Annotated in this window: 21 protein-coding genes; 8 read left to right on the top strand and 13 right to left on the bottom strand. The window is 75.5% G+C overall.

Annotated features, from left to right (window positions below; genetic code table 11):
• Positions 1 to 165: 165 nt before the first annotated feature.
• From ACWEO5_RS16820 to ACWEO5_RS16830, 3 genes are all read right to left on the bottom strand, one after another.
• The gene (locus ACWEO5_RS16820; protein ID WP_452163084.1) at positions 166 to 1,206 is read right to left on the bottom strand and encodes a LacI family DNA-binding transcriptional regulator; all 1,041 of its coding nucleotides are present in this window, start codon (positions 1,204 to 1,206) and stop codon (positions 166 to 168) included.
• A gap of 153 nt (positions 1,207 to 1,359) precedes the next feature.
• Positions 1,360 to 2,157, bottom strand: a complete 798-nt coding sequence (locus ACWEO5_RS16825) for a DUF1684 domain-containing protein (RefSeq protein ID WP_344558145.1) — start codon at positions 2,155 to 2,157, stop codon at positions 1,360 to 1,362.
• A 61-nt stretch (positions 2,158 to 2,218) separates the two neighbouring features.
• The gene (locus ACWEO5_RS16830) at positions 2,219 to 3,079 is read right to left on the bottom strand and encodes an acyl-CoA thioesterase (RefSeq protein ID WP_344558147.1); all 861 of its coding nucleotides are present in this window, start codon (positions 3,077 to 3,079) and stop codon (positions 2,219 to 2,221) included.
• A 453-nt stretch (positions 3,080 to 3,532) separates the two neighbouring features.
• On the opposite strand from ACWEO5_RS16830, the gene ACWEO5_RS16835 reads away from it, so the two are divergent.
• The 3 genes from ACWEO5_RS16835 (at position 3,533) to ACWEO5_RS16845 (ending at position 5,729) form a co-directional block, all read left to right on the top strand.
• Complete coding sequence (locus ACWEO5_RS16835; protein ID WP_452163085.1) at positions 3,533 to 4,348, top strand: MBL fold metallo-hydrolase; 816 nt, start codon at positions 3,533 to 3,535, stop codon at positions 4,346 to 4,348.
• An 81-nt stretch (positions 4,349 to 4,429) separates the two neighbouring features.
• Positions 4,430 to 5,053, top strand: coding sequence for a TetR/AcrR family transcriptional regulator (locus ACWEO5_RS16840; protein ID WP_452163086.1), 624 nt, complete (start codon positions 4,430 to 4,432; stop codon positions 5,051 to 5,053).
• 34 nt (positions 5,054 to 5,087) lie between these two features.
• A complete protein-coding gene (locus tag ACWEO5_RS16845) occupies positions 5,088 to 5,729 on the top strand; it encodes a DUF4865 family protein (protein WP_452163087.1) in 642 nt (213 codons plus the stop codon).
• Between the two features lie 27 nt (positions 5,730 to 5,756).
• Here the strand turns inward: ACWEO5_RS16845 and ACWEO5_RS16850 are convergent, their stop codons facing one another.
• On the bottom strand, positions 5,757 to 6,116 hold the full coding sequence (locus ACWEO5_RS16850; protein ID WP_452163088.1) for a transglycosylase family protein: 360 nt from the start codon (positions 6,114 to 6,116) through the stop codon (positions 5,757 to 5,759).
• 205 nt (positions 6,117 to 6,321) lie between these two features.
• A complete protein-coding gene (locus tag ACWEO5_RS16855) occupies positions 6,322 to 7,098 on the bottom strand; it encodes a transglycosylase family protein (RefSeq protein WP_452163089.1) in 777 nt (258 codons plus the stop codon).
• Between the two features lie 646 nt (positions 7,099 to 7,744).
• On the opposite strand from ACWEO5_RS16855, the gene ACWEO5_RS16860 reads away from it, so the two are divergent.
• A complete protein-coding gene (locus tag ACWEO5_RS16860; RefSeq protein WP_452163119.1) occupies positions 7,745 to 8,605 on the top strand; it encodes a hypothetical protein in 861 nt (286 codons plus the stop codon).
• Positions 8,606 to 8,619: 14 nt separating this feature from the next.
• Positions 8,620 to 9,276, top strand: a complete 657-nt coding sequence (locus ACWEO5_RS16865) for a hypothetical protein (protein ID WP_452163090.1) — start codon at positions 8,620 to 8,622, stop codon at positions 9,274 to 9,276.
• A gap of 71 nt (positions 9,277 to 9,347) precedes the next feature.
• On the opposite strand, the gene der is transcribed toward ACWEO5_RS16865, so the two are convergent.
• From der to ACWEO5_RS16880, 3 genes are all read right to left on the bottom strand, one after another.
• Positions 9,348 to 10,802, bottom strand: coding sequence for a ribosome biogenesis GTPase Der (gene der / locus ACWEO5_RS16870; protein WP_452163091.1), 1,455 nt, complete (start codon positions 10,800 to 10,802; stop codon positions 9,348 to 9,350).
• A 127-nt stretch (positions 10,803 to 10,929) separates the two neighbouring features.
• Entirely contained in the window at positions 10,930 to 11,646 is a 717-nt protein-coding gene (gene cmk / locus ACWEO5_RS16875; RefSeq protein ID WP_344558157.1) for a (d)CMP kinase, read from the bottom strand.
• A gap of 424 nt (positions 11,647 to 12,070) precedes the next feature.
• A complete protein-coding gene (locus ACWEO5_RS16880) occupies positions 12,071 to 13,156 on the bottom strand; it encodes a prephenate dehydrogenase (RefSeq protein WP_452163092.1) in 1,086 nt (361 codons plus the stop codon).
• A gap of 214 nt (positions 13,157 to 13,370) precedes the next feature.
• Here ACWEO5_RS16880 and ACWEO5_RS16885 point away from each other — a divergent pair, with 214 nt between their 5' ends.
• The 3 genes from ACWEO5_RS16885 to ACWEO5_RS16895 are packed head-to-tail and all read left to right on the top strand — an operon-like array spanning position 13,371 to position 17,456.
• Complete coding sequence (locus tag ACWEO5_RS16885) at positions 13,371 to 15,470, top strand: DUF4139 domain-containing protein (protein WP_452163093.1); 2,100 nt, start codon at positions 13,371 to 13,373, stop codon at positions 15,468 to 15,470.
• Entirely contained in the window at positions 15,467 to 17,044 is a 1,578-nt protein-coding gene (locus tag ACWEO5_RS16890) for a mucoidy inhibitor MuiA family protein (protein ID WP_452163120.1), read from the top strand. The genes ACWEO5_RS16885 and ACWEO5_RS16890 overlap by 4 nt, the downstream gene beginning before the upstream one ends.
• A 49-nt stretch (positions 17,045 to 17,093) precedes the next feature.
• Positions 17,094 to 17,456, top strand: coding sequence for a DUF952 domain-containing protein (locus tag ACWEO5_RS16895; protein ID WP_452163094.1), 363 nt, complete (start codon positions 17,094 to 17,096; stop codon positions 17,454 to 17,456).
• Between the two features lie 77 nt (positions 17,457 to 17,533).
• Here ACWEO5_RS16895 and ACWEO5_RS16900 read toward each other — a convergent pair whose 3' ends face one another.
• The 5 genes from ACWEO5_RS16900 to ACWEO5_RS16920 all read right to left on the bottom strand — a co-directional run bounded on the left by ACWEO5_RS16900 (position 17,534) and on the right by ACWEO5_RS16920 (position 22,139).
• Positions 17,534 to 18,511: a helix-turn-helix domain-containing protein gene (locus ACWEO5_RS16900; protein ID WP_344557973.1), complete on the bottom strand. Its 978-nt coding sequence runs from the start codon at positions 18,509 to 18,511 to the stop codon at positions 17,534 to 17,536.
• Positions 18,512 to 18,725: 214 nt separating this feature from the next.
• The gene (locus ACWEO5_RS16905; RefSeq protein ID WP_452163095.1) at positions 18,726 to 20,057 is read right to left on the bottom strand and encodes a pseudouridine synthase; all 1,332 of its coding nucleotides are present in this window, start codon (positions 20,055 to 20,057) and stop codon (positions 18,726 to 18,728) included.
• A complete protein-coding gene (scpB, locus tag ACWEO5_RS16910) occupies positions 20,057 to 20,653 on the bottom strand; it encodes an SMC-Scp complex subunit ScpB (protein WP_380276496.1) in 597 nt (198 codons plus the stop codon). The genes ACWEO5_RS16905 and scpB overlap by 1 nt, the downstream gene beginning before the upstream one ends.
• Before the next feature lie 194 nt (positions 20,654 to 20,847).
• Entirely contained in the window at positions 20,848 to 21,648 is an 801-nt protein-coding gene (locus ACWEO5_RS16915; RefSeq protein ID WP_452163096.1) for a segregation and condensation protein A, read from the bottom strand.
• A 26-nt stretch (positions 21,649 to 21,674) separates the two neighbouring features.
• Positions 21,675 to 22,139, bottom strand: coding sequence for a hypothetical protein (locus ACWEO5_RS16920; RefSeq protein ID WP_452163097.1), 465 nt, complete (start codon positions 22,137 to 22,139; stop codon positions 21,675 to 21,677).
• Positions 22,140 to 22,173: the final 34 nt, after the last annotated feature.

Here is a 22,173-nt window from a genome sequence, read left to right on the forward strand (position 1 = left end):
CAAGCCCGCCGCAGGCGCCCCCACCCCTCCCCCAAGCCGCCCCCCGCACCACCATCCCCACCCCACCCCAAGCCCGCCGCAGGCGCCCCACCCCTCCCTCAAGCCAACTCCCGCACCACCATCCCCACCCCACCCCAAGCCCGCCGCAGGCGCCCCACCCCTCCCTCAAGCCGACTCCCGCACCACCAGCAAGGTCGGAATGATCACCGACGACGGCGCCGACGCCTCCGGGTCGCTGAGCCGCCGCAGCAGCAGCCGCGTCATCAGCCGCCCCATCTCCTCGATCTCCTGGCGGACCGTGGTGAGCCGGGGTTCGGTCCAGGCCGCGATGGACTCGACGTCGTCGAAACCGACCACCGCGACGTCCTCCGGGACGCGGCGCCCGGCCGCCCGCAGGACCCGGATCGCGCCGGAGGCCATCACGTCGGAGGCCACGAACACCCCGTCCAAGTCCGGTCGGCGGGAGAGGAGTTCGGTCATCGCGCGGATCCCGCCGTCGGCGGTGAAGTCGCCGGTCGCGATCAGGTCGTCGTCGCCGTCGGGCAGCAGGTCGCGGTAGCCGTCGAGGCGGTCGATGGAGGAGGTCTGGTCGAGCGGGCCGGTGATGGTGGCGATCCGCTTGCGGCCGATGGAGCGCAGGTGCTGGACGGCGAGCCGGGCGCCGCCGCGGTTGTCGTTGTCGACGTAGAGCAGGTCGCGGTCGGACTCGGCGCCGGGCCAGCCGGGCCGTCCGCCGATGACGAAGGGCAGTCCGAGGCGGTGGACGGTCTCCGGGGTGGGGTCGGAGCGGTGCAGCGAGAACAGCAGGACGCCGTCGACGTGCCCGCCGGAGAGGTAGCGGCCGATCCGTTCGTGGTCGCGCTCGTCCTCGGCCAGCAGTAGCACCATCTGGTTGTCGGCGGCGGCCAGTTCGCGGCTGATGCCGCGCAGGTGCTGGGCGAAGAACGGATCGGAGAAGAACCGGGCCTCGGGTTCGGCGATGACCACGGCGATCGCCCGGTTGCGCCGGGTGACCAGGGTGCGGGCGGCCAGGTTGGGGACGTAGCCGAGTTCCGCGACGGCCCGCTCGACCTTCTCGCGCAGCGCCGCCCGGACGCCCGCGCCGCCGTTGACCACCCGGGAGGCGGTGGCCCGGGACACGCCGGCCCGCTCGGCCACCGATTCCAGGGTGGGGCGCCCGCCCGTTCCCGCTTCGGACTCGGTCACTGTGGGCTCCTCTCCACCGTCCGCGCGCACGTCCGCACGCACGTGATCGTGTTGCTGCTGCGAGCAGCCTAGCGCCCACCACCCCGCCGAGAGAGCGCTCTCAGAAAGCGGGGCGCCCTCCCGGCCGCCGGCCGGTCCCCCGTTCCTCCCGGCTCAGACCGTGACCACCTGCCGCTCGCCCGCCTCGACGGCGATCTCCAGCCGGTTGCCGGGCGGCGGGAACGGGCAGATGAAGTGGTCGGCGAAGGCGCACGGCGGCAGGAACGCCCGGTTGAAGTCCAGCACGGTGCGCCCCTCGGCGTCGGGCGCGGGCAGCGTGACGAACCGGAACCGGTACGTCTCCCGGCCGCTGGTGCCGTCCGCGATGACGCCGCTGAGCGGGCCGCCCGGGCCCTCGGAGCCGCTGACGGTCAGCGTGTGCTCCCGCCCGGCCAGCGTGAACGCGACCTGCCCGGCGACGGCGAGCGGCCGGGCCCGGCCGTCCGCGTTCTCCACCAGCACGGCCCGCCCGCCGTCCTCGAACGGCGTGAAGACGGCGGGCACCGCCCAGTCGGGGGCGTACGGGTAGACCGAGATCCCGGCGAACGCGGCCCGGGCCGGGGCGTCGGGGTCGAAGACCCGCAGGGCGAGTTCGCCCTCCCGCTCGATCGGGACCAGTCGCAGCAGGTCGCGGACGGCGATCTGCGGGTGCCGGTCGGTGTCCGGCCGCAGGGCGACCCGGCCGGTGGACTCCTTCTCCTCGCCCTCGATCCGGACGCCGTCCCCGGCGCGCAGTTCGGCGCAGACCGCGCCGTCCTCTGCCCACCAGCGGCCGGGCAGTCCGGGGATCTCCGCCGGGCCGGGTTCCAGCCAGTGGGTGCCGGTCAGCGCCAGCGGCCCGTGCGGCGCCCCCGCCGCCGCGCTCCGGGACTCCGTCCAGCGCTGCCAGGCTTCGGCTGCGGTGTCGGTCATCGGTCTGCCTCCCAAGTCGCTCTGCTCTCAAGTCACTTCGAACGGACGGCTCCGCGCCGCGTCACCGGTTCAGCGGACGGAACAGCCCCTCCTGCATCACCGAGACCACCAGCCGCCCCTCGCGGTCGTAGATCTCGCCGCGGGCCAGACCGCGCGCGCCGTGCGCGATCGGCGACTCCTGCCGGTACAGCAGCCACTCGTCGGCCCGGAACGGACGGTGGAACCACATCGCGTGGTCCAGCGAGGCCATGTCGAAGTTCCGCTCGCCCCACAGCGGCTCGACGGGGGCGCGGACGGCGTCCAGCAGCGTCATGTCGCTGGCGTAGGTGAGCGCGCAGACGTGGATCAGCGGGTCGTCGGGCAACGCGCCGTTGGTGCGCAGCCACACGCCGCTGCGGGCCTCCACCCCGTCCAGCTCCTCCCGCGTCCACTTCAGCCGGTCCACGTACCGGATGTCGAAGGGCTGGCGGCGGCTGATGAACGGGGGCAGCTCGCCGAGCCGGGCACCGACCTCGTCCAGCGCGCTCGGCAGGCTCTCCGGGTCGGGCACGTCCGGCATCGGGAACTGGTGCTCGATGCCGCCGGGCTCGGGCTTGTGGAAGTCGGCGGTCAGCGCGAAGATCGTCCGCCCACCCTGGATGGCGAGCACCCGGCGGGTGGTGAACGAGCGCCCGTCCCTGGTCCGTTCGACCTGGTAGACGATCGGCACGCCGGGGACGCCCGGACGCAGGAAGTACGCGTGCAGCGAGTGCACCGGCCGGTCCTCGTCCACCGTCCGGCCCGCGGCGACCAGCGCCTGCCCGGCCACCTGCCCGCCGAAGGTGCGCTGCAGCGACTCCTCCGGGCTCCGGCCGCGGAAGATGTTCAGCTCGATCCGCTCCAGGTCGAGCAGGTCGACGAGCTGGTCGACGGGGGTTCCCATGTATCGCTCCCTCTCCGGACGGCCGACGGGCAGGGGAGTGCCGCCGAACGTCTCGTCCGTCCAGCACAAGTCTCCGCGCCCACCGGGAATTCCCACCCTCCGGCACGCGGACACCCACCCCCACCTCCCCCGACCCACCGCCGGCGCCCCCACCAGCCCGCCCCCAGCCGACCCTCGACCCCTCCCCCACCGACACCCCCCTCCCGCAGGCGCCCCCACCACCCGCCCCACATGCGCCCCCGCCCTCCCGTCAGAGAATCCCGTCCCCCACCCCCACCAGCCCGCCGCAGGCGCCTCTGCCTCGCCCCCACCCTTCTCCCCGCCTCCCCAGCCCGCCGCAGGCGCCTCCACCACCCGCCCCGCAGGCGCCTCCACCACCCGCCCCACATGCGCCCGCCGCCCTCCCGTCGGACCCTGGTGGGAGGGCTTTACCCGGCCGGAGGAGGTTGCACGATGCATCCGCTGGAGTTCCGCGTGGTGGACCTTCCCGAGTCCTCGCTGCACAAGTGCGCGGTGCTGGTGCTCGGTCAGCACCGGGCGGCGCTGATCGGCACGGGGTTGCGGCTCTCGGACGGGCGGCGGCTGGTCCGGGAGGTCGAGCGTTCGGGGCGCCGGCTCGGCACCGTCCTGGTGGCCCACCACGCGCCGGACTGCTGGCTCGCGGCGGAGGTGCTGCGCGACGCCTTCCCCGAGGCGCGCTTCCTCGCCCCCGACCCGGTCCGGGCCCGGATCGAGCACGACTACCCGGCCGTGCGGGCCGCCCGGACCGACCTGGGGGACGAACTCCCGTCCCGGCTGGTCGCGTTGGAGCCGCTGGAGGGCGACGCCGTGGAGCTGGAGGACCACCGGCTGGAGCTGCGCGGGGCGTCCCTGGGGCTGCCCGACCACCACTACCTGTGGGAGCACCGCAGCCGGACGCTGCTCGGCGGCCCGCTGCTCTGGCTGAACGCGCACCCGTGGCTGGCCGACACCCCGTGGACGGCGCAGCGCGAGGCGTGGATCGACCTGCTGGACGAGATGGCGGCGCTGGAGCCGCTGCGCACCGTCCCGGGCCACCGCCACCTGACCACGCCGGTGCCCGCGGACGTCCCCGCCGACCCGATCGCCTGGACCGGGGAGTACCTGCGCGCGTTCGCCACCGAGCTGGGCAAGCCGGTCGGCCCGGAGGCGGTCGCGCTGGCCCTGCTGCACCGCTACCCGTCCGCCGCGCTGCCCGCCCACGCCACCGCGTCCGTCCTGGCCGCCCGCGAGCAGCGCGCCGCCGCCTGAACCCCCGCCCGGCCGGGGCGGGCTGACGGGGACTCACCTCCGCCCTTCCCTCTGTACCTACTAGTATGTACAGTACGTGCCGTGACCCCGAGCCCCGACACCCCCGCCCCCGCCGCCACCACCACCGTCCCCGCCCCCAACCCCACCGCCGACCGCCTCGTCGAGGCCACCCGCGACCTGCTCTGGGAGCGCGGCTACACCGGCACCAGCCCGAAGGCCATCCAGCAGCGCGCGGGCGCCGGGCAGGGCAGCATGTACCACCACTTCGCCGGCAAGCCCGAGCTGGCCCTCGCCGCGATCACCCGCACCGCCGGGGAGCTGCGCGGCCTCGCCGAGGAGCTGCTGTCCGGGCCGGGCACCGCCGTCGAGCGGGTCACCGCGTACCTGCGCCGCGAGCGCGACGTGCTGCGCGGCTGCCCGATCGGCCGGCTCACCCAGGACCCGGACGTGATGGCCGATCCGGTGCTGCGGGCCCCGGTCGAGGAGACCCTGGGCTGGTTGCGCGGCCGCCTCGCCGAGGTGCTGGCGGAGGGCCGGGCGACCGGGGAGCTCCCGCCGTCCGTGGACCCGTCCGGCACCGCCGCCACCGTGGTCGCGGTGCTCCAGGGCGGCTACGTACTGGCCCGCGCGGCCGGCGACACCGCCCCGTTCGACCAGGCGATCACCGGCCTGCTCACCCTGCTCGCCCCGCCCCAGCGGCCCTGACCGCCCACCCGCGCCCACCAGACAGGACCCGCCCGTGCTCGCCAAGCAGTACGAGATCACCCTGCCCGCCGACTACGACCTCGACGTCATCCGCCGCCGGATCAAGGCCGGCGCCCCGCTCCTGGACGACCGCCCGGGGCTCGGCTTCAAGGCGTGGCTGCTGCGCGAGCGCGGGGTCGGCGGCTCGCCGGTCAACCAGTACGCGCCGCTGTACGTGTGGCGCTCGGACGGCGAGGCGGCCCGGTTCCTGGTCGGCGGCGGCGGGTTCGAGAACATCGTCCGGGACTTCGGGCGCCCGACCGTCCAGCACTGGACCGTCCTGGCGCACTTCTCCGGCCCGGCCCGCACCGCCGTCCCCCTCCCGTCCGCCGCGACCCGCCGACTGACCCCCGTCCCGGTCGGGCCGGACCCGGCGACGCCGGCCGCCCACGTGGAGCAGGAGGTGGAGCGGCTGCGCGAGGCGGCCCGCCGCCCGGGCGTGCACACCGCCGTGCTGGCCCTGGACCCGGGCCGCTGGGAACTGCTGCACTTCACCCTGTGGGGGACCGCCCCGGAGGACGTCCCGGAGCACACCCAGCAGGACGCTTCGGCGGACGGCCCGGCGGCGGAGCTCTTCACCGTCCCGCACCTGTCCGCCCCGGAGCTGTCCGCGCTCCCCGAGGGCCGCGCCTGGTGACCCGCGACCGCCGCCCCGGGAGCGGGCCTACTCCAGCACCCCGATCTCCCGCGCGCACCAGCCCCAGGCGTTCCAGCCCTGGCGGCGCAGGATCTCCTCCCCGACGGTGATCTGCTGCCGCCGGCTCGCGCGGTCGGGCCGGTCGGCGTAGCGCAGGCCGCCCGCCTCCCGCCAGGTGGGCGGCCAGATCTGCAGGCCGCCGTAGTAGCCGTTGCCGGTGTCGGCCTGCCAGTCGCCGTCGCTCTCGCAGTCGGCGAGCCGGTCCCAGACCAGGTCCGGCGTAGCCGGTCCGGCAGCGGCCGGGGTACCGGCCGCGACGACCGCGGCAGCGGGGAGCAGCAGGCCGAGCGCGAGCAGCGCCCGGCCGTACGAGCGAGGTATCCGCATCCCCCGACGCTACGCACGTCGCCCGCCCCGCCACCCTCCGGACGCCGCCGGGCGGGTGGCGCCCCGAACAGCACCCACCGCCCGAACAGCACCCACCGCGCCCGGGAACGGCGGAAGCCGCCGCCCCGTGACCGGGGTGGCGGCTTCACGCCGACAGGGTGGGACCGGCGGACGGTCCCGTGGAAGCGGTGCTTCCGGGGGTGGGTCAGACCGACAGGACCTGGCCCGGGTAGATCATGTCCGGGTTGCCGCCGACGACACCGGAGTTGTTGCCGTACAGGGTGTGCCAGTCGACGCCCAGGCTGTCCGCGATCTTGGACAGGGTGTCGCCGGACTTCACGGTGTAGCTGCCACCGGAGGTGTTGGTGGTGGTCGCCGCGGCGGACTTGTTCTTCCAGGTCTGCTTCGGGGTCTCCTGCGCGGCGGCCTTGGGGGCCTGGGCGCGGGACTCGGAGCGGGAGGCCTTGGCGGAGTCGTTCGAGGCGGTGCTGTTCGACTTCGAGGAGGTCGACTTCGAGGACGAGGTCGACTTCGAGGAGGAGCTCGACGAGGAGGAGGTCGAGGAGGAGGAGGTGTCGACCTGGGCCGGCGCGCCGCCCTTGGTCAGACCGGCCTGGACCGAGCAGACGGGCCAGGCGCCGGGGCCCTGGGAGGCCAGCACCTTCTCGGCGACGGCGATCTGCTGCGCCTTGGTGGCCAGGTTGGCCTGCGGGGCGTAGGCGGTGCCGCCGAAGGCGGCCCAGGTGGAGGAGGTGAACTGCAGGCCGCCGTAGAAGCCGTTGCCGGTGTTGATCGACCAGTTGCCGGTCGACTCGCACATCGCGACCTTGTCCCAGGTGGAGACGTCCGCGGCGGAGGCCGTGTTGGCCGTGACGAGGCCGGCCACCGGGGCGGCGAGCAGGGCGCCGCCGACGACTGCCGCGCGGACGCGGTTGCGCTTGGGGGCGGTGGTGGCAGCGGCGGTCTCGTTACGGAAGGTCATGAGATTCCTCTCGACATTCCCGGGAGGGGCAGGCGGAACCAGGCCCCAGCTGGGCCGTGTTCGCTCGCCAAGTCCGGTGGGCGGGCCGTGCACGTGTCGGACGTGCCGCTTGCCGCCCCGGCCACCTGTCCGCATCCCCGGCGGCGGCTGGCTGCCGTCGCGCCGGTGGGCGCAGGGCCCGCGTTCCGGGGTGAGCCGGAGGTGGGCCGTGCGTCGGGGGTGAACCCGGGAGGTGCTCGATGCACCGGGCAAAAACCTACGATTCGGACTCCCCAGTGCCAAACACTTTCCGGTCATCCCAGGTCAAAGCGGCGTTACCGACGGTATCGATCATGCCAATCGAAACCAAATGTCCCATTCATCCGCTTTTACCAAGATCAAACCATATGCGAATATGGCCCCGGTCACAGTTTGACCCGTGTGAGGTCGGGCACAGTATCGACAGAATGCGACACTCTGTGCACACATAGTGATCAGGAGCCGCGCAAATCCCGTCGCCCGGCCGCCCACCCGTGACTCCAGCCACAACCTCCCGTTGGTAAAGGCGGTCGGCGCTCCCCGCGCCGCGCGCCCGGGACGTCCCGCCCGGGGGCACCGGAACGAGCACCTGGAACGTCAGGGCAACGAGGAGTCATCAGTGCCGCGCATGCTTGAGGTGAGCGAGGACGTACGCGCCGAGATCGGCGACGACGAGGCCGAGAGCCTGCTCGCGGGTGCCCACGCACCCGACGCGTACGACTGCACCTCCTGCCGACAACCGGGCGACTCGCTGCGCGAGCCCACCAGCACCGTCCTGTTCGTCGGCGACGAGACCGCGGTGCTGGCCTTCGCGCACGCCCGCTGCGTGCCCTCCCAGGTGGTGCCGGTGGACGAGCAGCAGCTGCGCGGCGCCGTCGAGTCGATCAGCCAGGGGGCGGACGCCGCGGTGCCGGCGCAGGCCGCGGTGCCCGCGCAGGTCGAGCCGGAACCGGTGGTCGAGGTGCACATCCCGGAGCCGATCACCGCCCCGCCGACCGCCCCGGCCGGCCAGCCGCAGCCCGCGGTGCTCGGTGTGACCTGCGGCATCGTGCTGTGCGGCGACACCCAGCACGCCGCGCTGGTGGTCGAGCCGACCGGGCCGGTCGGCCGCCCGGGCAGCGCCCTCGGCGAGGACGAGTTCCTCTCACTGCTGACCGAGCACGGCTTCCAGATCGTCCAGGACGTCAACCAGGCCCCGGTGCGGCCGCGGGCCGGCTGGTCGGTGCTGATGGCGATGGGCCAGCTGCACGCGATCCTGCAGCCCTCGGCGACCGGCGGTTCGGCCGCCTGGTGGCAGGCCCACCAGCCGCTCCAGGTCACCCCGGGCTGGCGGGCCGCGGCGGCCCGCAAGTCCGAGGTGATCATGTACGCGGTGCCGGCCGGCACCATCGGCCGCCAGCCCCGCGAGGACCTGCTGCGGATCGCGATGGACCGGGCCGCCGCCCGCGGCCTGCTCGCCGCCGGGATGCTCCCGCTGGCCGGCACCTGAGCGGGGGCGCGGCGATGACCGACCCCGTGAACGACCCGGCCGCCACCGAGGACGGACCCGCCGCCCCGGCGGTCCCGGCCGCCCGCACCGCCGTTGACCAGGGCGCGAGCGGCCCGGCGGGGATAGGACTGGGGGCCGCGCCCCCGCATCCCAAGCCGGTCTCGCTCGTTGGCTCCTACGTGTACAGCTACGACCTCGCGTCCACCGGCCGTCCCTCCGCCCAGTCCGGCCCCGGGGGTGCCGGCCGGTCGATCCCGAACATGCGCCCGTCGTACGACGCCGAGCACCCGGTGTCGGCCACGCCGATCTACGACACGCTGTACTCCGAGTACCGGCGGATGTTCCGGGCGCTGCCCGGCGACCGCTCCGGTGAGGAGGGAATGAAGTTCACCGGCTTCGCGGTCCGCGAACCGCAGCCGTCCGGGCCGACCGCGCGCGAGGGCGCCGACCGCACCGGAGCACTGGCCTACCCGCAGCAGCACCAGTCGTTCGAGACGTACGCCGGGCAGCCCCAGGGCGCCCCGCAGTTCATGCCCGCGCAGACCACCGCCGCCCAGGCCAACGGCCAGGGCTGGGTGGCCACCGGCTACCTGGGCGCCCCGGGCGGCGGCGGCACCTCGGGCGGGCGGCACCGCTCGGTGCTGTCGCTGCCCCCGGGCCGGGACGCCTGACCGCCGCCCGCGCGGCACGCGAGAGGGGGAGGGGCCGCCCGGCCCCTCCCCCTCTCCCCTACCTACTCCGCCTACTTCTTCTTGTTGCGCTTCTCCCGGACGCGCACCGAGATCGAGATCGGGGTGCCGACGAAGCCGAACTCCTCGCGCAGCCGGCGCTCGACGAACCGGCGGTAGCCGGCCTCCAGGAAGCCGGAGGCGAACAGCACGAACCGCGGCGGGCGGGTGCCCGCCTGGGTGCCGAACAGGATGCGCGGCTGCTTGCCGCCGCGGATCGGGTGCGGGTGCGCGGCCACCAGCTCGCCCAGGAAGGCGTTCAGCCGGGCGGTCGGGATCCGGGTCTCCCAGCCGGCCAGCGCGGTCTCGATCGCCGGGACGAGCTTCTCCATGTGCCGCCCGGTCTTCGCCGAGACGTTCACCCGGGGCGCCCACTGCACCTGCACCAGGTCGCGCTCGATCTCGCGCTCCAGGTAGAAGCGGCGCTCCTCGTCCAGCTGGTCCCACTTGTTGTAGGCGATGACCACGGCGCGCCCGGCCTCGACGGCCATCGAGATGATCCGGGTGTCCTGCTCGGCGAGCGTCTCGCTGGCGTCGACCAGGACGACCGCGACCTCGGCCTTGTCCAGCGCCGCGGAGGTGCGCAGCGAGGCGTAGAAGTCCGCGCCGGAGGTCAGGTGGACCCGGCGGCGGATGCCGGCGGTGTCGATGAACTTCCAGGTCTTGCCGCCGAGTTCGATCAGCTCGTCGACCGGGTCGCGGGTGGTGCCGGCCAGCTCGTTGACCACCACCCGGTCCTCGCCCGCGACCTTGTTCAGCAGGCTGGACTTGCCGACGTTCGGCCGCCCGATCAGCGCGACCCGGCGCGGACCGCCGGGGGCCAGGCCGTCGCCGAACAGCTGCGGCGGGGCCTCCGGCAGCACCTTCAGGACGGCGTCCAGCAGGTCGCCGGAGCCGCGGCCGTGCAGCGCGGAGACGGGGTACGGCTCGCCCAGGCCGAGCGACCACAGGTACGCGGCCTCGGCCTCGGTGGACGGGCCGTCGACCTTGTTGGCGCACAGCACCACGGGCTTGCCGGAGCGGCGGATCAGCCGGACCAGCGCGTCGTCGGTGTCGGTGGCGCCGATCTTGGCGTCCACCACGAACAGCACCGCGTCGGCCTGCTCGATGCCCAGCTCGGCCTGGGCGGCGACCATCGCGTCCAGACCGAGGACGTCGATCTCCCAGCCGCCGGTGTCCAGCACCTTGAACCGGCGCCCGGCCCACATCGCCTCGTAGCTGACCCGGTCGCGGGTCACGCCGGGGCGGTCCTCGACGACCGCCTCGCGGCGGCCGATGATGCGGTTGACCAGGGTCGACTTGCCGACGTTCGGGCGGCCGACGATGGCCAGCACCGGCAGCGGGCCGTGGCCGTCCAGGTCGGCGGCGATCTCGTCGCTGTCGAAGCCCTCCTCAGCGGCCAGCGCCATGAACTCGGCGTACTCGGCGTCGCCCAGCTCGCCGTGGTGGGCGGTGGTGTCGTTGCTCATGTTCCGTTTTCCGTTTCCCGACGCGGCCCTTCCCAGGGGCGTGCCGTGCGTACCTGCCCGGGGGCAGCGCGAACCGCGCGGATCTCGCGCGGTCGGATGAATCAGTTCCGGCCGTACGTCCTGCCGCTCAGGCGGCGGTCAGTCCGGCCTTCTCCTCGACCAGCGCGGTGATCGCGTCGATCACCTGGTCGAGGGTGAGTTCGCTGGTGTCCACCAGCACCGCGTCGGCGGCCTGGGTCAGCGGGGCGGTCTCCCGCGAGGAGTCCGCGGCGTCCCGGCGGGCCAGGTCGGCGGCCATCGCGGTGATGGTCGCCTCGTCGACGCCCTTCGCCCGCAGCTCCGCGGCCCGGCGCTCGGCCCGGGCCCGCCCGGACGCGGTCAGGAACACCTTCACGGTGGCGTCCGGGAACACCACCGAGCCCATGTCCCGGCCCTCGGCGACGATCCCGCGCTCGGCGTGCGAGGCGCAGCCGCGCTGCAGCTCCACCAGCCGCGCCCGCACCGCCGGAACGGCCGCCACGGCGCTCACCTTGCCGGTCACCTCGGGCCCGCGGATCGGCCCGGACACGTCCTGCCCGTCCACCGTTATGGTCGGCCCCGCCGCGTCCGTCCCGGACACGATCACCGGCTTCCCGCAGGCGATCGCCACCGCCTCCGCGTCCTCGACGTCCACCTCGTTGGCGAGCATCCACCAGGTCATCGCCCGGTACATCGCACCGGTGTCCAGGAAGCTCAGGCCCAGCCGCGCGGCCACCGCCCGCGACACGGTCGACTTCCCGGACCCCGAAGGTCCGTCGATGGCGACGACGACCGGGCCGCTCGACGCTCGGTCGACACTGTCCACGGGGCGAACCTCTCTCTCACGACACAAGAACTCACCCTCAAGGTTAATGGACACCCACCACCCCCCGGCCCGGCCCTTCGTCCCCACCCCGAGCCGCCCCCGTCCCCCGCAGCCCCGCCACCCGCGCCGGAGCGGCAGCGAACGGCACCCGGCCGCCCCCCGCCACCCCTCTCCCCCGCCCCGAAGCCCCGCGCAGCGAACCCCTGACCCACTCCCGCCGCCCGCGCCGGAGCGGCAGCGAACGGCCCCCCGCCACCCCTCTCCCCCACCCCGAAGCCCCGCGCAGCGGTCCCTCCCCTACCCCCGGACCACCCACCCGTACTCCCGCAGCCCCGCCGCCCGCGCCGGAGCGGCAGCGAACGGCACCCGGCCGCCCCACCGCCCCTCTCCCCCGCCCCGAAGCCCCGCGCAGCGGTCCCCTCCCCTACGCCCGGACCACCCACCCGCGCTCCCGCAGCCCCGCCGCCAGCGCCCGCGCCATCGCCGGGGCGACAGCGAGCTGCACGTGGCCGACCTGCTGGCCGGTCGAGTGCTCGATCGTCACGTCCTCGATGTTGACCCCGAGCGCACCGACCTCGCCGAAGAGGCGGCCGAGCTCGCCGGGCTGGTCGCCGAGGACGACGGTGACCGTCTCGTAGCGGGTGGGCGGTGCGCCGTGCTTGCCGGGGATGCGGGCCTGGCCGGTGTTGCCGCGGCGCATCACGGCCTCGATGCCGGCGGCGCCCTCGCGCCGGGTGTTCTCGTCGGCGGCCTGCAGGGCCCGCAGCGCGGTGACGGTCTCGGCGAGGTCCGCGGCGAGGTCGTCGAGGACGTCGGCGACGACGCCCGCGTTGGCGGAGAGGATGTCGATCCACATCGCGGGGTTGGAGGCGGCGATCCGGGTGACGTCGCGCACGCCCTGCCCGGAGAGCCGGACGGCGGTCTCCTCGGCGTGCTCCAGCCTGGCGGCGACCAGCGAGGAGAGCAGTTGCGGGGCGTGCGAGACCAGGGCGACGGCGCGGTCGTGGTCGGCGGCGTCCATGACGATCGGCATGGCCCCGCAGAGGGCGACGAGTTCGAGCGCGGCGTTGAGCGTCTCGGTGTCGGTGTCGGCGGTGGGGGTGAGCACCCAGGGGCGGCCCTCGAACAGGTCGGCGGTGGCGGCGAGCGGGCCGGAGCGTTCGCGTCCGGCCATCGGGTGCGAGCCGATGTAGCGGACGGTGTCCAGGCCGAGGGCGCTGATCTCGCCGCGCGGTCCGGCCTTCACGCTGGCGACGTCGGTGTAGCAGCGGGCGAGGCCGCGCCGCTGGCAGTCCGCGAGGACCTTGCCGACCAGGGCCGGGGGGACGGCGATGACGGCCAGGTCGACGGGGCCGTCGGCGGGTTCGGTGGTGCCGGCGCCGAGCGAGGCGGCCGTGCGGGCGGCGTCCTGGTCGGCGTCCTCCAGGTGGACGCTGATTCCCCGGCGGGTGAGGGCGAGCGCGGCGGAGGTGCCGATCAGTCCGGTGCCGATGACGGCGGCTGTGCGCATGACGGCTTCTCGTCTCCCGGGTGCGATGTGCGGCTCTACACGGCTGTGGATGGCAGCCACCCCCCATCCTCTCGTACGCCCGCGCGCCCCCGCACACCGCCTCGTTCCGGCCCGGCGGCCCGACGCGCAGCGGAAATCCGGGTGCGGTGACGGGGGTTGGGTGCAGACTGGGCGCCCGGGTCCGGGGTGCGGGCCAGGCGGCGAAGGGGGCCAGGTGACGGGGCAGCGGGCGGTGTGGGAGTCGGGGTTGGACTCGGTGGTGGTGCACGCGGTGGGGGCGGTGTGCCGGCGCCGGGCGTCGGGCGTGCTGCCGGCGGACGGCCGGGTGCGGGTGGCGGGGCTGCCGCGGCCGGCGGTGCCGGGGTCGCTGCGGGTGCGGGTGCTGTCGGGTGGCGGCCGGGTGGTCGAGGCCCGGTTGGGCTATCCGGCGCGGGTCCGTGACGAGGAGGAACTCCCTTCCTGGGAGCGCGAGTTGGATGAGCTCCGGGCCCGCTTCGAGTTGCTGCTGGAGCGCCGGGACCGGCTGGCGGAGCGGATCGCCGAGGTCGCGGCGCTGCGCGCGGTGCCGCCGCAGCGCGGTCCCGAGGGCGGCGAGCACCGGCGGGCCCCGGCGGACGCGGTGCTGGCGCTGGCGGATTTCGTGGACACCAGGCTGGAGGTGCTGCAGGAGCGCTCGGTGGAGCTGGCGGAGGAGCTGCGGCTGGCCGAGCACGCCTTCCGGGTGGCGGCGGTGGCGGCGCACGGCCGTTCCACCGCCGAGCGTCCGGGCGGGGTGGAGTCGGGGGCGTGCGCGGACCTGACGGTGCTCGGCGCGGGTCCGGTGGAGCTGGAGGTGGAGTACGCGGTGCCGGGCGCGGTGTGGGTGCCGACGTACCAGTTGGCGCACCGCCGGGGCGAGCGTTCGGCGCGGCTGGTGCTGCGGGCGTCGGTGGCGCAGCGGACGGGTGAGGACTGGTCGGGGGTGCGGCTGGCGCTGTCGACGGCGAGCCTGGCGGGTCCGGGCGCGCTGCCGGAGCTGGCCTCGCTGCGGATCGGGCGCCGGCAGCCGGCGCCCGCGCCGTCGGGGTGGCGGGCGCAGCCGGCGGGCCTGGCGGGGTTGTTCGACGACTGGCAGGAGGCGCAGCGTTCGAAACCGGAGCCGCCGCGGCTGCCGGTGCTGGTGGCCGGTGCGGGGGGCGCGGCGGCGGAGGCCGCGGCGCCGCCGCAGCCGTCCGCACGGCGGGCCGCCCGTCCGGGCGGTGCCCGTCCGGCGGGCGGTCCGCGGCCGGTGGGCGGCCCGCCGGGGTCGGGTTCGCCCTTCGAGGGGACGGCCCGGCAGGCGTCGGCGTCGGTGCCGCCACCGGTGCCGATGCCGATGGCGGCGGCCGCCCCGCCGCCCCCGCCGCCGGGCCCGGTGCCGCCCGGTGCGGTGTACGGCTTCGCGGGGGCCCCGCCGGCCGCCCCGCTGTCGTCGTCCGTCCCGGCCCCGGAGGCCGCGCCGGCGGACCCGCGCCCGTCCGCCGACCAGTTGGACTACGCGGCGCTGGTGCTGGCGGGGCCGGACCGGGCGCCGCAGCGCCGGGGCCGGCTGTTCCCGGAGCCGGAGCCGTCCCGGCCGGGCGGCGCCCAGCCCGCCGCGGCGGAGGAGGTGGGCCGGCTGCCGCTGCCCCGGTACGGGTCGTGGCCGCGGGTGTCGGCGGGTTCGTTCGACCACCGCTTCGACGCGCAGGCCCCGGCGACCGTCCCCTCGGACGGGGTGTGGCACACGGTGGCGGTGGCGGAGCTGCCGGTGGGGGTGCGCACCGGTTACGTGTGCGTGCCGTCGGTGGAGGAGGCGGTGTACGGGGTGCTGGAGCTGTCGAACGCGACGGCGCACGCGCTGCTGGCCGGCCCGGTGGAGGTGACGGTGGACGGCGAGTTCCTGCTGACGGCGGGGCTGCCGACGCTGGCGCCGGGCGGGGTGCGGGAGTTGGGCCTGGGCCGGGCGGAGGAGGTCCGGGTGGCCCGGCACGGCGAGGTGCGGGAGTCGACGTCGGGGGTGCTGAACTCGACGACGGTGCTGGAGCACTCGGTGCGGATCGAGCTGGTGAACCGGCTGCCGCACGAGGCGTCGGTGGAGGTCCGCGAGCGAGTGCCGGTGCCGGGTGACGCCGAGGTGCGGATCGAGGAGCGCCCGGGCTGGTCGGCGCCGGCCGAGCCGTCCGACGGGGTGCCGTCCTCGGCCCGGATCCGCCGGGTGGTGGTGCCGCCGGGAGGTTCGGTGGAGCTGACGGGCGGTTATGTGATCCGTATCCCGGCCGGTAGGGCCGTGGTCGGCGGGAACCGGAGGAGCTGAACGTGTACGAGGAGACCTTTCCCCTTCCGGTGACCGCGGTGACCTGCCTGGAGGACCGGGCGCAGCTGGAGCGGACGGCGGAGCTGGAGCTGTCGCCGGGCGTGCACCGGCTGCGGCTGGGCCCGGTGACGGCGCTGGCGGTGGACCGTTCGCTGCACGCGGCGGTGCTGGACGGGCTGGGCGCGCCGACCGGCGCGGCGAAGGTACTGGACGTGCGGCTGGTGCGGTCGTGGCAGCCGCCGGCGCCGCTGCCGCCGGGGCCGGACGACTCGGCGCTGCGCCGCCGGGTGCACGACCTGGAGCGCGAGCAGTTGGCCGAGTCGCACCGCCAGGAGCGGCTGCAGGCCCGGCTGGCGCTGCTCGGGCAGCTCGCGGCGGACCTGCTGCGGGAGATCGGCGAGGGTGCGGGTCGCGGCGAGCTGGAGCAGGCCCGGTGGTCGCGCGAGCTGGACCGGGTGGACGGGCAGCGCGAGTCGTACGGCGAGCGGCTGCGGGCCTCCCGGCTGCGTTCGGTGGAGCTGGCCGCGGAGCTGGCCCGGGCCGAGGAGGCGCTGGACCTGGCGGAGCGGGAGCCGGCCGAGCTGCTGGCGTTCGTGGAGCTGTCGGTGGAGTGCGCCGAGCCGGGCCGGTTCCTGGCCCGGGTGGGTCACCTGGTGGCGTGCGCGCTGTGGCGTCCGGCGTACCGGGCCGAGCTGGTGGGCGGCACGCTGCGGCTGGAGAGCGACGCGGTGGTGTGGCAGCGCACCGGCGAGGACTGGTCGGGGGTGCGGTTGACGCTGTCGACGGCGCGTTCGGCGCTGGCGGGCGAGCCACCGGGGCTGGTGGAGGACCGGCTGGTGCTGCGGGAGCGTTCGGCGCAGGAGAAGCGGACGGTAGAGGTGGAGCTGCGCGAGCAGGCGGTCTCCGACGCCGGGCCGCTGGAGCCGGGCCTGCCGGGGGTGGACGACGGCGGCGAGGTGCGGGTGCTGCGGGCGCCGGACCCGGTGTCGGTGCCCGCGGACGGGCGGGCGCACCGGGTGCCGGTGAGCGCGTTCGAGACGGCGGCGCGCAGCGAGTTCGCGGCGGCGCCGGAGCTGTCGGAGGCGGTGACGGAGGTGGTGTCGTTCCGCAACGCGTCGGGGCACGCGCTGCTGGCCGGCCCGGTGGACCTGGTGCGCGGCTCGGGCTACACCGGCCGGGGCGCGCTGGAGTTCGCGGCGCCGGGCGCGCCGGTGCGGCTGGCGTTCGGCTCCTCGGACGGCCTGCGGGTGGTCCGGGAGGCGGACGAGCGCCGCGAGGGCGCGGGCCTGGGCGGTCAGCGCACCCTGGTGACCCGCACGGTGCGGCTGCACCTGTCGCGGTTCTCCGGCCCGGACGAGCACGCCGAGCGGACGGTGGTGCTGCGCGAGCGGATCCCGGTCTCCGAGGTGGCCGAGGTCCAGGTCCGGCTGCGCAAGGAGCACTGCTCGCCGCCGCCGGACGAGCTGGACGCGGAGGGCATCGCCCGCTGGGAGGTGCCGCTGCCGCCGGGCGGCCGGCGGACGGTGACGCTGGTGTACGAGATCGCGGCGACGGCGAAGGTGGCGGGCCTGTGAGCGGCGCCGGTCCCCGTCCGGGGCGCCCCGCGAAGGGTACAAAAGACTCATGATCTACCACCTCGCCCCGCTGGACGACTGGCTGCGCGACCCGGGCCGGCCGTACACCGCCGCGTCGCTGCTGACCGAGGGCTTCCTGCACTGCTCGCCGGACGAGCCGACGGCGCTGGCGGTGGCCAACGCGTTCTTTCGGGACGCGCCGGAGCCGCTGATGGCGCTGCTGATCGAGGAGCGGCTGGTCGAGCCGATGGTGAAGTGGGAGGCGGCCACCGGCGGGCCGCCCCCGGGCGCCACCGCGGGGGCGCTGTTCCCGCACATCTACGGCCGGCTCAACCGGACGGCGGTGCTCGGCCTGGAGAAGGTGGAGCGCGGCCCGGACGGCCGCTGGGCGGGGCTGCGCCCCTGGAGCTGACCGGGCGGGCCGCCCGCACGGGCCGCAGGGGGCGTACGGGCCCGGGACGGGCCGTCGGCGGCCCTCCCGGCGCGGGGTCAGAGCCAGCCGCGCTCGCGGGCCGCCATGCCGGCCTGGAAACGGGTGGTGGCGCCGAGTTCGCGCATCAGGCCCTGCAGGCGGCGCTGGGTGGTGCGGGCGCTCCAGCCCAGCGAGCGGGCGATCGACTCGTCGGTGAGCCCGGCCGCGAGCAGGCCGAGCAGCTTGAGGTGGTCGGCGTCCGGGCCGGGGCCCTCGCCGTCGCCGAGCACGGTCTGCAGCGGCACGGCGCGCTCCCACTCGGCCTCGAACAGGGCGTCCAGGGCCTGCAGCAGCGCGGAGGGGTGGATCACGTAGGCGGCGTCCAGCACGCTGTCGCCGACGCTGATCGGGATGATCGCCATCTTGTCGTCGGCCATCATCATCTTCATCGGCAGCACCGGGCGGACCCGGGCCTCCTCGCCGTCCTCGACGCCGGTGAGGATCTCCTGCTCCAGCCGTCCGGGCCAGGCGATCGCCTCCTTGTCGAAGACGGTGCGGATCCGCACCCCGGACTTGAGCTTGGCCCGCTGCCGGGGCTGCTCCACGGTCGGGTCCTGCACGTAGGGCGGGCAGTCGAAGCCGCGGATCTGGTACTGGCTGGTCTCGATCAGGTGCTCCAGGCGCTGGGCTATCGCCTCGCCGCCGGTGAGCACCTCCACCGAGTGCGCCGGGTCGGTGTACCGGGAGGCTTCGCGGAAGGCGTCCATCAGCCGGTGCATCTCGGCGCGGGCGGAGCGCAGTTCGGCCTCGCGGTGGCCGATCAGGGTGCCGATGGCGACGTCGGGGGCGACCGAGAGGTAGCGCTCGCGGTCGACCGGGGCCCGGGTGGCCATGCCCTGCTCGGCGAGCCGGTCCAGGGCCTCGCGGCACTGCTCCAGGGTCAGGCCGCAGTACTCGGCCAGTTCCTCGGCGCTGGACTGCGGCGCGACGACCAGCGCGGCGTACACCTGGCCGTCGGTCAGCCCGAGGCCCAGCACGGTGAATGCGTCCAGCATGGTGGTGGTTCCTTCCCCCGCCGCCCGGCGGCCTGACGCGGTGGCGCACTTCCGCCACGCGCCGGGGCGGACTTCGGTGGCAATCTTCTGCCACCGGGCGGAACGATGGCAAGGGCGTGCGGTGTGCCTCACATGTCAAGTGCCGTCGCGGGCCGGTCCGCACACGCGCCGGAGCCCGTCCCCGGGTGGGGGACGGGCTCCGGCGGGCGGGCTGTTAGAGCCCGACCTCGCGCATCAGGGTGCCGACCTCGGGGTTGGTCAGGCGGCGCAGCCAGCCGGACTTCTGGTCGCCCAGCGAGATCGGGCCGAACGCGGTGCGCACCAGCTTCTCGACCGGGAAGCCGACCTCGGCCAGCAGGCGGCGCACGATGTGCTTGCGGCCCTCGTGCAGGGTCACCTCGACCAGGTAGTTCTTGCCGAGGTTGGAGATCACCTTGAAGCTGTCGGCGCGGGCCCAGCCGTCCTCCAGCTCGACGCCCTTGGCGAGGGTCTTGCCGAGGTCGCGCGGCAGCGGGCCCTGGATCGCGGCGAGGTAGGTCTTGGTGACGCCGTACTTGGGGTGGGTGAGGCGGTGGGCCAGCTCGCCGTGGTTGGTGAGCAGGATGAGGCCCTCGGTCTCGGTGTCCAGGCGGCCGACGTGGAACAGCCGGGTCTCCCGGTTGGTCACGTAGTCGCCGAGGCACTGCCGGCCCTCGGGGTCCTCCATGGTGGAGACCACGCCGGCCGGCTTGTTGAGCGCGAAGAACAGGTAGGACTGGGTGGCGACGGTCAGGCCGTCCACCTTGATCTCGTCGTTCACCGGGTCGACCCGGCGGCCCTGCTCCAGCACGGTCTCGCCGTTGACGTCGACGCGGCCCTGCGCGATCAGCTCCTCGCAGGCCCGGCGGCTGCCCATGCCGGCCCGGGCGAGCACCTTCTGCAGGCGCTCGCCGTCCTCGCCGACCTCCTTGCCGGGGCCCTCGTGCCGGGCCAGCACCCGCTCCTCGATCCGACCCTGGAGCTCCCGGGAGCGCTGCGGCTGGCGCCGCGGGTCGCCGGGCGCACCCTGCCCCTCCCGGCGCGGCCGGGGGGCCGCCCCGGGCTTGCGGGAGTCGTACGCCCCGCGGCCGGGCGTCGCGTTCGGCCCGCCGCCGTACTCGGGGCGGTCGTACCTGCGCTCCTCCGGACGCGGCTGCCGGCGCTCCTCGCGCCGCTCGCCGCCGCGCCCGTACGAGCCCGAGCCGGACCCGGAGCCCGACCCGCCGCGCCCGCCGCCGTACGAGCCCGAGCCGGAGCCCGACCCGCCGCGGCCCTGGCCGCCGCCGTACGAGGAGCCGGAGCCCCCGCCGTACGAACCGCCGCCGTACGAGGAGCCGGAGCCGCCGCCGTACGAGCCGCCGCCGCGCGAGGAGCCCGAGCCGCCGCGGCCGCCCTGGCCGCCGCCGCTGCCGTAGGACGACGATCCGCCCCGGCCCCCACCCTGCTGGCCGCCTCGGCCGCCCTGCCCGCCCCGGCCCTGCCCGCCGCCGCTGTTCCTGCCGTTGCCACCGTTGCCACTGCTACGCATCAAAATGTCCGTACGTCGATATCCGTCTGGTCGGCCTGGTTCGGCCTCGGCCCTTCCTGTGCGGCGGCGACCGCCTGCGCGATCATCGTGCCCTCCAGGGACTCCGCTTCCACGTCGTCGACCTCGGGCAGGAAGGGCGCGAGCTCCGGCAGCTCGTCCAGGCCGCGCAGCCCCATCCGTTCCAGGAAGTAGTTCGTCGTCCGATACAGGATCGCTCCGGTCTCGGGCTCGGTGCCGGCTTCTTCGACCAGTCCTCGCTGTACCAGGGTACGCATCACGCCGTCGCAGTTCACACCACGGACCGCGGAAACCCTCCCGCGCGACACCGGCTGCCGGTAGGCGACCACCGCCAGCGTCTCCAGCGCGGCCTGGGTCAGCCGGGCCTGCTGCCCGTCCAGGACGAACCGTTCGACCGCGGCCGAGCAGGCGGCGCGGCTGTAGAAGCGCCACCCGCCGGCCACCTGCCGCAGTTCGAAGCCGCGCCCCTGCGCGGTGTACTCGCCCGCCAACTCCCGCAGCACGGCGGCCACTTCGTCCACGGGCGCGTCCAGCACGGCGGCCAGCCTGGGCTCCGCGACCGGCTCGTCGGCGACCATCAGCACCGCCTCCAGCGCCGCCCGCAGCGGCAGCTCCCCCGCGGCGGGCGCCCCGCCGGGGAGCGGGCCGTCGGGCAGCGCCAGGACGCGTTCCACCGGTTCGACGCGCACCCCGTCCGGGTACGCCGACTCCTGCCACTCCCCGGGCCGGGGGGCGCCCGGCAGGCCCAGGGACCGCCGGGCGGGCCGCTCCGTCATGCCGTTCCGCCTTCCCCGCCGCCCGCCGGGCGGTCGAACTCGTCGGTCACCTCGACCCGCTGCCCGGCGCCGGCCGTCCAGCGCACCAGCAGCTCCTCCAGGGCCAGCGGCTGTTCGAAGTCCAGCGCCCGCTCCCGGTACAGCTCCAGCAGCGCCAGGAAGCGGGCCACCACCACAAGGGTGCTCCCGGCGTCCGCGACCAGCTGCCCGAAGGTGGCCGTGCCGAGCGCGCCCAGGCGCTCGGCGACCAGTTCGGCCTGTTCGCGCACGCTCACCGGCGGCACGTGGATGTGGTCCACGTACACCACCGGCTTCGGCTTGGGCGCGAACGCCTTCGCGGCGAGCCGCGCGAACCGCTCCGGCCCGACCGCCAGCACCACCTCGGGCAGCAGCCGCGCGTGCTGCGGCTCCAGCGCGACCGTCCGCGGCCGGCGCAGCGCCTCGTCCTCCCAGCGCTCGGCGAACAGCGCCGCGACCCGCTTGTAGGCCCGGTACTGCAGCAGCCGGGCGAACAGCAGGTCGCGCGCCTCCAGCAGCGCCAGGTCCTCCTCGTCCTCGACCTCGGCGACCGGCAGCAGCCGGGCCGCCTTGAGGTCCAGCAGCGTCGCGGCGACCACCAGGAACTCGGTGGCCGCGTCCAGGTCCCACTCCGGGCCCATCGCCCTGATGTGCGCGACGAACTCGTCGGTGACCTTCGACAGCGCCACCTCGGTGACGTCCAGCTTGTGCTTGGCGATCAGCCCGAGCAGCAGGTCGAACGGCCCCTCGAAGTTCTCCAACCGGACCTGGAACGCCATAACGGGTCATTCTGGCAGACCGCGGCTCAGCGGCCGCGCAGCCTCCGCACGAGGATCGACGCCTCGCCGCGCTGTTCCAGGTCCGCCAGGACCACCGCGACGGCCTCCCGGACGACCCGGCCGCGGTCGACGGCCAGGCCGTGCTCGCCGCGCAGCACCAGGCGGGCGTGCTCCAGGTCCATCAGTTCCTCGGCGGACACGTACACGGTGATCTTCTCGTCGTGCCGCTCGCGGCCGGAGGGCCGCCGGGTCCGGCCGCGCCCGCGCACCGTGGCCGGGGCCGTCCTGCGGGCCTCCGCGGGGTCCTCCGCGCGCCCCGCGGGGGCCGCCGGGGCGGCTTCCGGTCTGGCGGCCGGCACGTCCGGGGCGCGCGGCGCGGGAGGGGCCGCCCGGCCGTCGCCGGGGGGTTCCTGCCCCGCGGCGGCGGGGCCGTTCGCGGGGCCGGGGGCGTTGCCGTTGCCGTTGCGCGCGAGCGAGGGCGACAGGGCCATTCCGCCGGTTGCCCGGAACAGTTCGTCGGCCCCC

This window comes from Kitasatospora sp. NPDC004272, assembly GCF_053603035.1.

Excerpts from the sequence above, each read along its gene's own strand:
- ACWEO5_RS16825 (WP_344558145.1), bottom strand. The coding sequence starts at position 2,157 with ATGACCGACACCGCAGCCGAAGCCTGGCAGCGCTGGACGGAGTCCCGG.
- scpB (WP_380276496.1), bottom strand. The coding sequence starts at position 20,653 with ATGGTCGCCGACGAGCCGGTCGCGGAGCCCAGGCTGGCCGCCGTGCTG.
- ACWEO5_RS16895 (WP_452163094.1), top strand. The coding sequence starts at position 17,094 with ATGATCTACCACCTCGCCCCGCTGGACGACTGGCTGCGCGACCCGGGC.
- der (WP_452163091.1), bottom strand. The coding sequence starts at position 10,802 with ATGAGCAACGACACCACCGCCCACCACGGCGAGCTGGGCGACGCCGAG.
- ACWEO5_RS16920 (WP_452163097.1), bottom strand. The coding sequence starts at position 22,139 with ATGGCCCTGTCGCCCTCGCTCGCGCGCAACGGCAACGGCAACGCCCCC.
- ACWEO5_RS16865 (WP_452163090.1), top strand. The coding sequence starts at position 8,620 with ATGACCGACCCCGTGAACGACCCGGCCGCCACCGAGGACGGACCCGCC.
- ACWEO5_RS16905 (WP_452163095.1), bottom strand. The coding sequence starts at position 20,057 with ATGCGTAGCAGTGGCAACGGTGGCAACGGCAGGAACAGCGGCGGCGGG.
- ACWEO5_RS16860 (WP_452163119.1), top strand. The coding sequence starts at position 7,745 with ATGCTTGAGGTGAGCGAGGACGTACGCGCCGAGATCGGCGACGACGAG.
- ACWEO5_RS16855 (WP_452163089.1), bottom strand. The coding sequence starts at position 7,098 with ATGACCTTCCGTAACGAGACCGCCGCTGCCACCACCGCCCCCAAGCGC.
- ACWEO5_RS16880 (WP_452163092.1), bottom strand. The coding sequence starts at position 13,156 with ATGCGCACAGCCGCCGTCATCGGCACCGGACTGATCGGCACCTCCGCC.
- ACWEO5_RS16850 (WP_452163088.1), bottom strand. The coding sequence starts at position 6,116 with ATGCGGATACCTCGCTCGTACGGCCGGGCGCTGCTCGCGCTCGGCCTG.
- ACWEO5_RS16915 (WP_452163096.1), bottom strand. The coding sequence starts at position 21,648 with ATGGCGTTCCAGGTCCGGTTGGAGAACTTCGAGGGGCCGTTCGACCTG.
- ACWEO5_RS16835 (WP_452163085.1), top strand. The coding sequence starts at position 3,533 with ATGCATCCGCTGGAGTTCCGCGTGGTGGACCTTCCCGAGTCCTCGCTG.
- ACWEO5_RS16900 (WP_344557973.1), bottom strand. The coding sequence starts at position 18,511 with ATGCTGGACGCATTCACCGTGCTGGGCCTCGGGCTGACCGACGGCCAG.
- ACWEO5_RS16830 (WP_344558147.1), bottom strand. The coding sequence starts at position 3,079 with ATGGGAACCCCCGTCGACCAGCTCGTCGACCTGCTCGACCTGGAGCGG.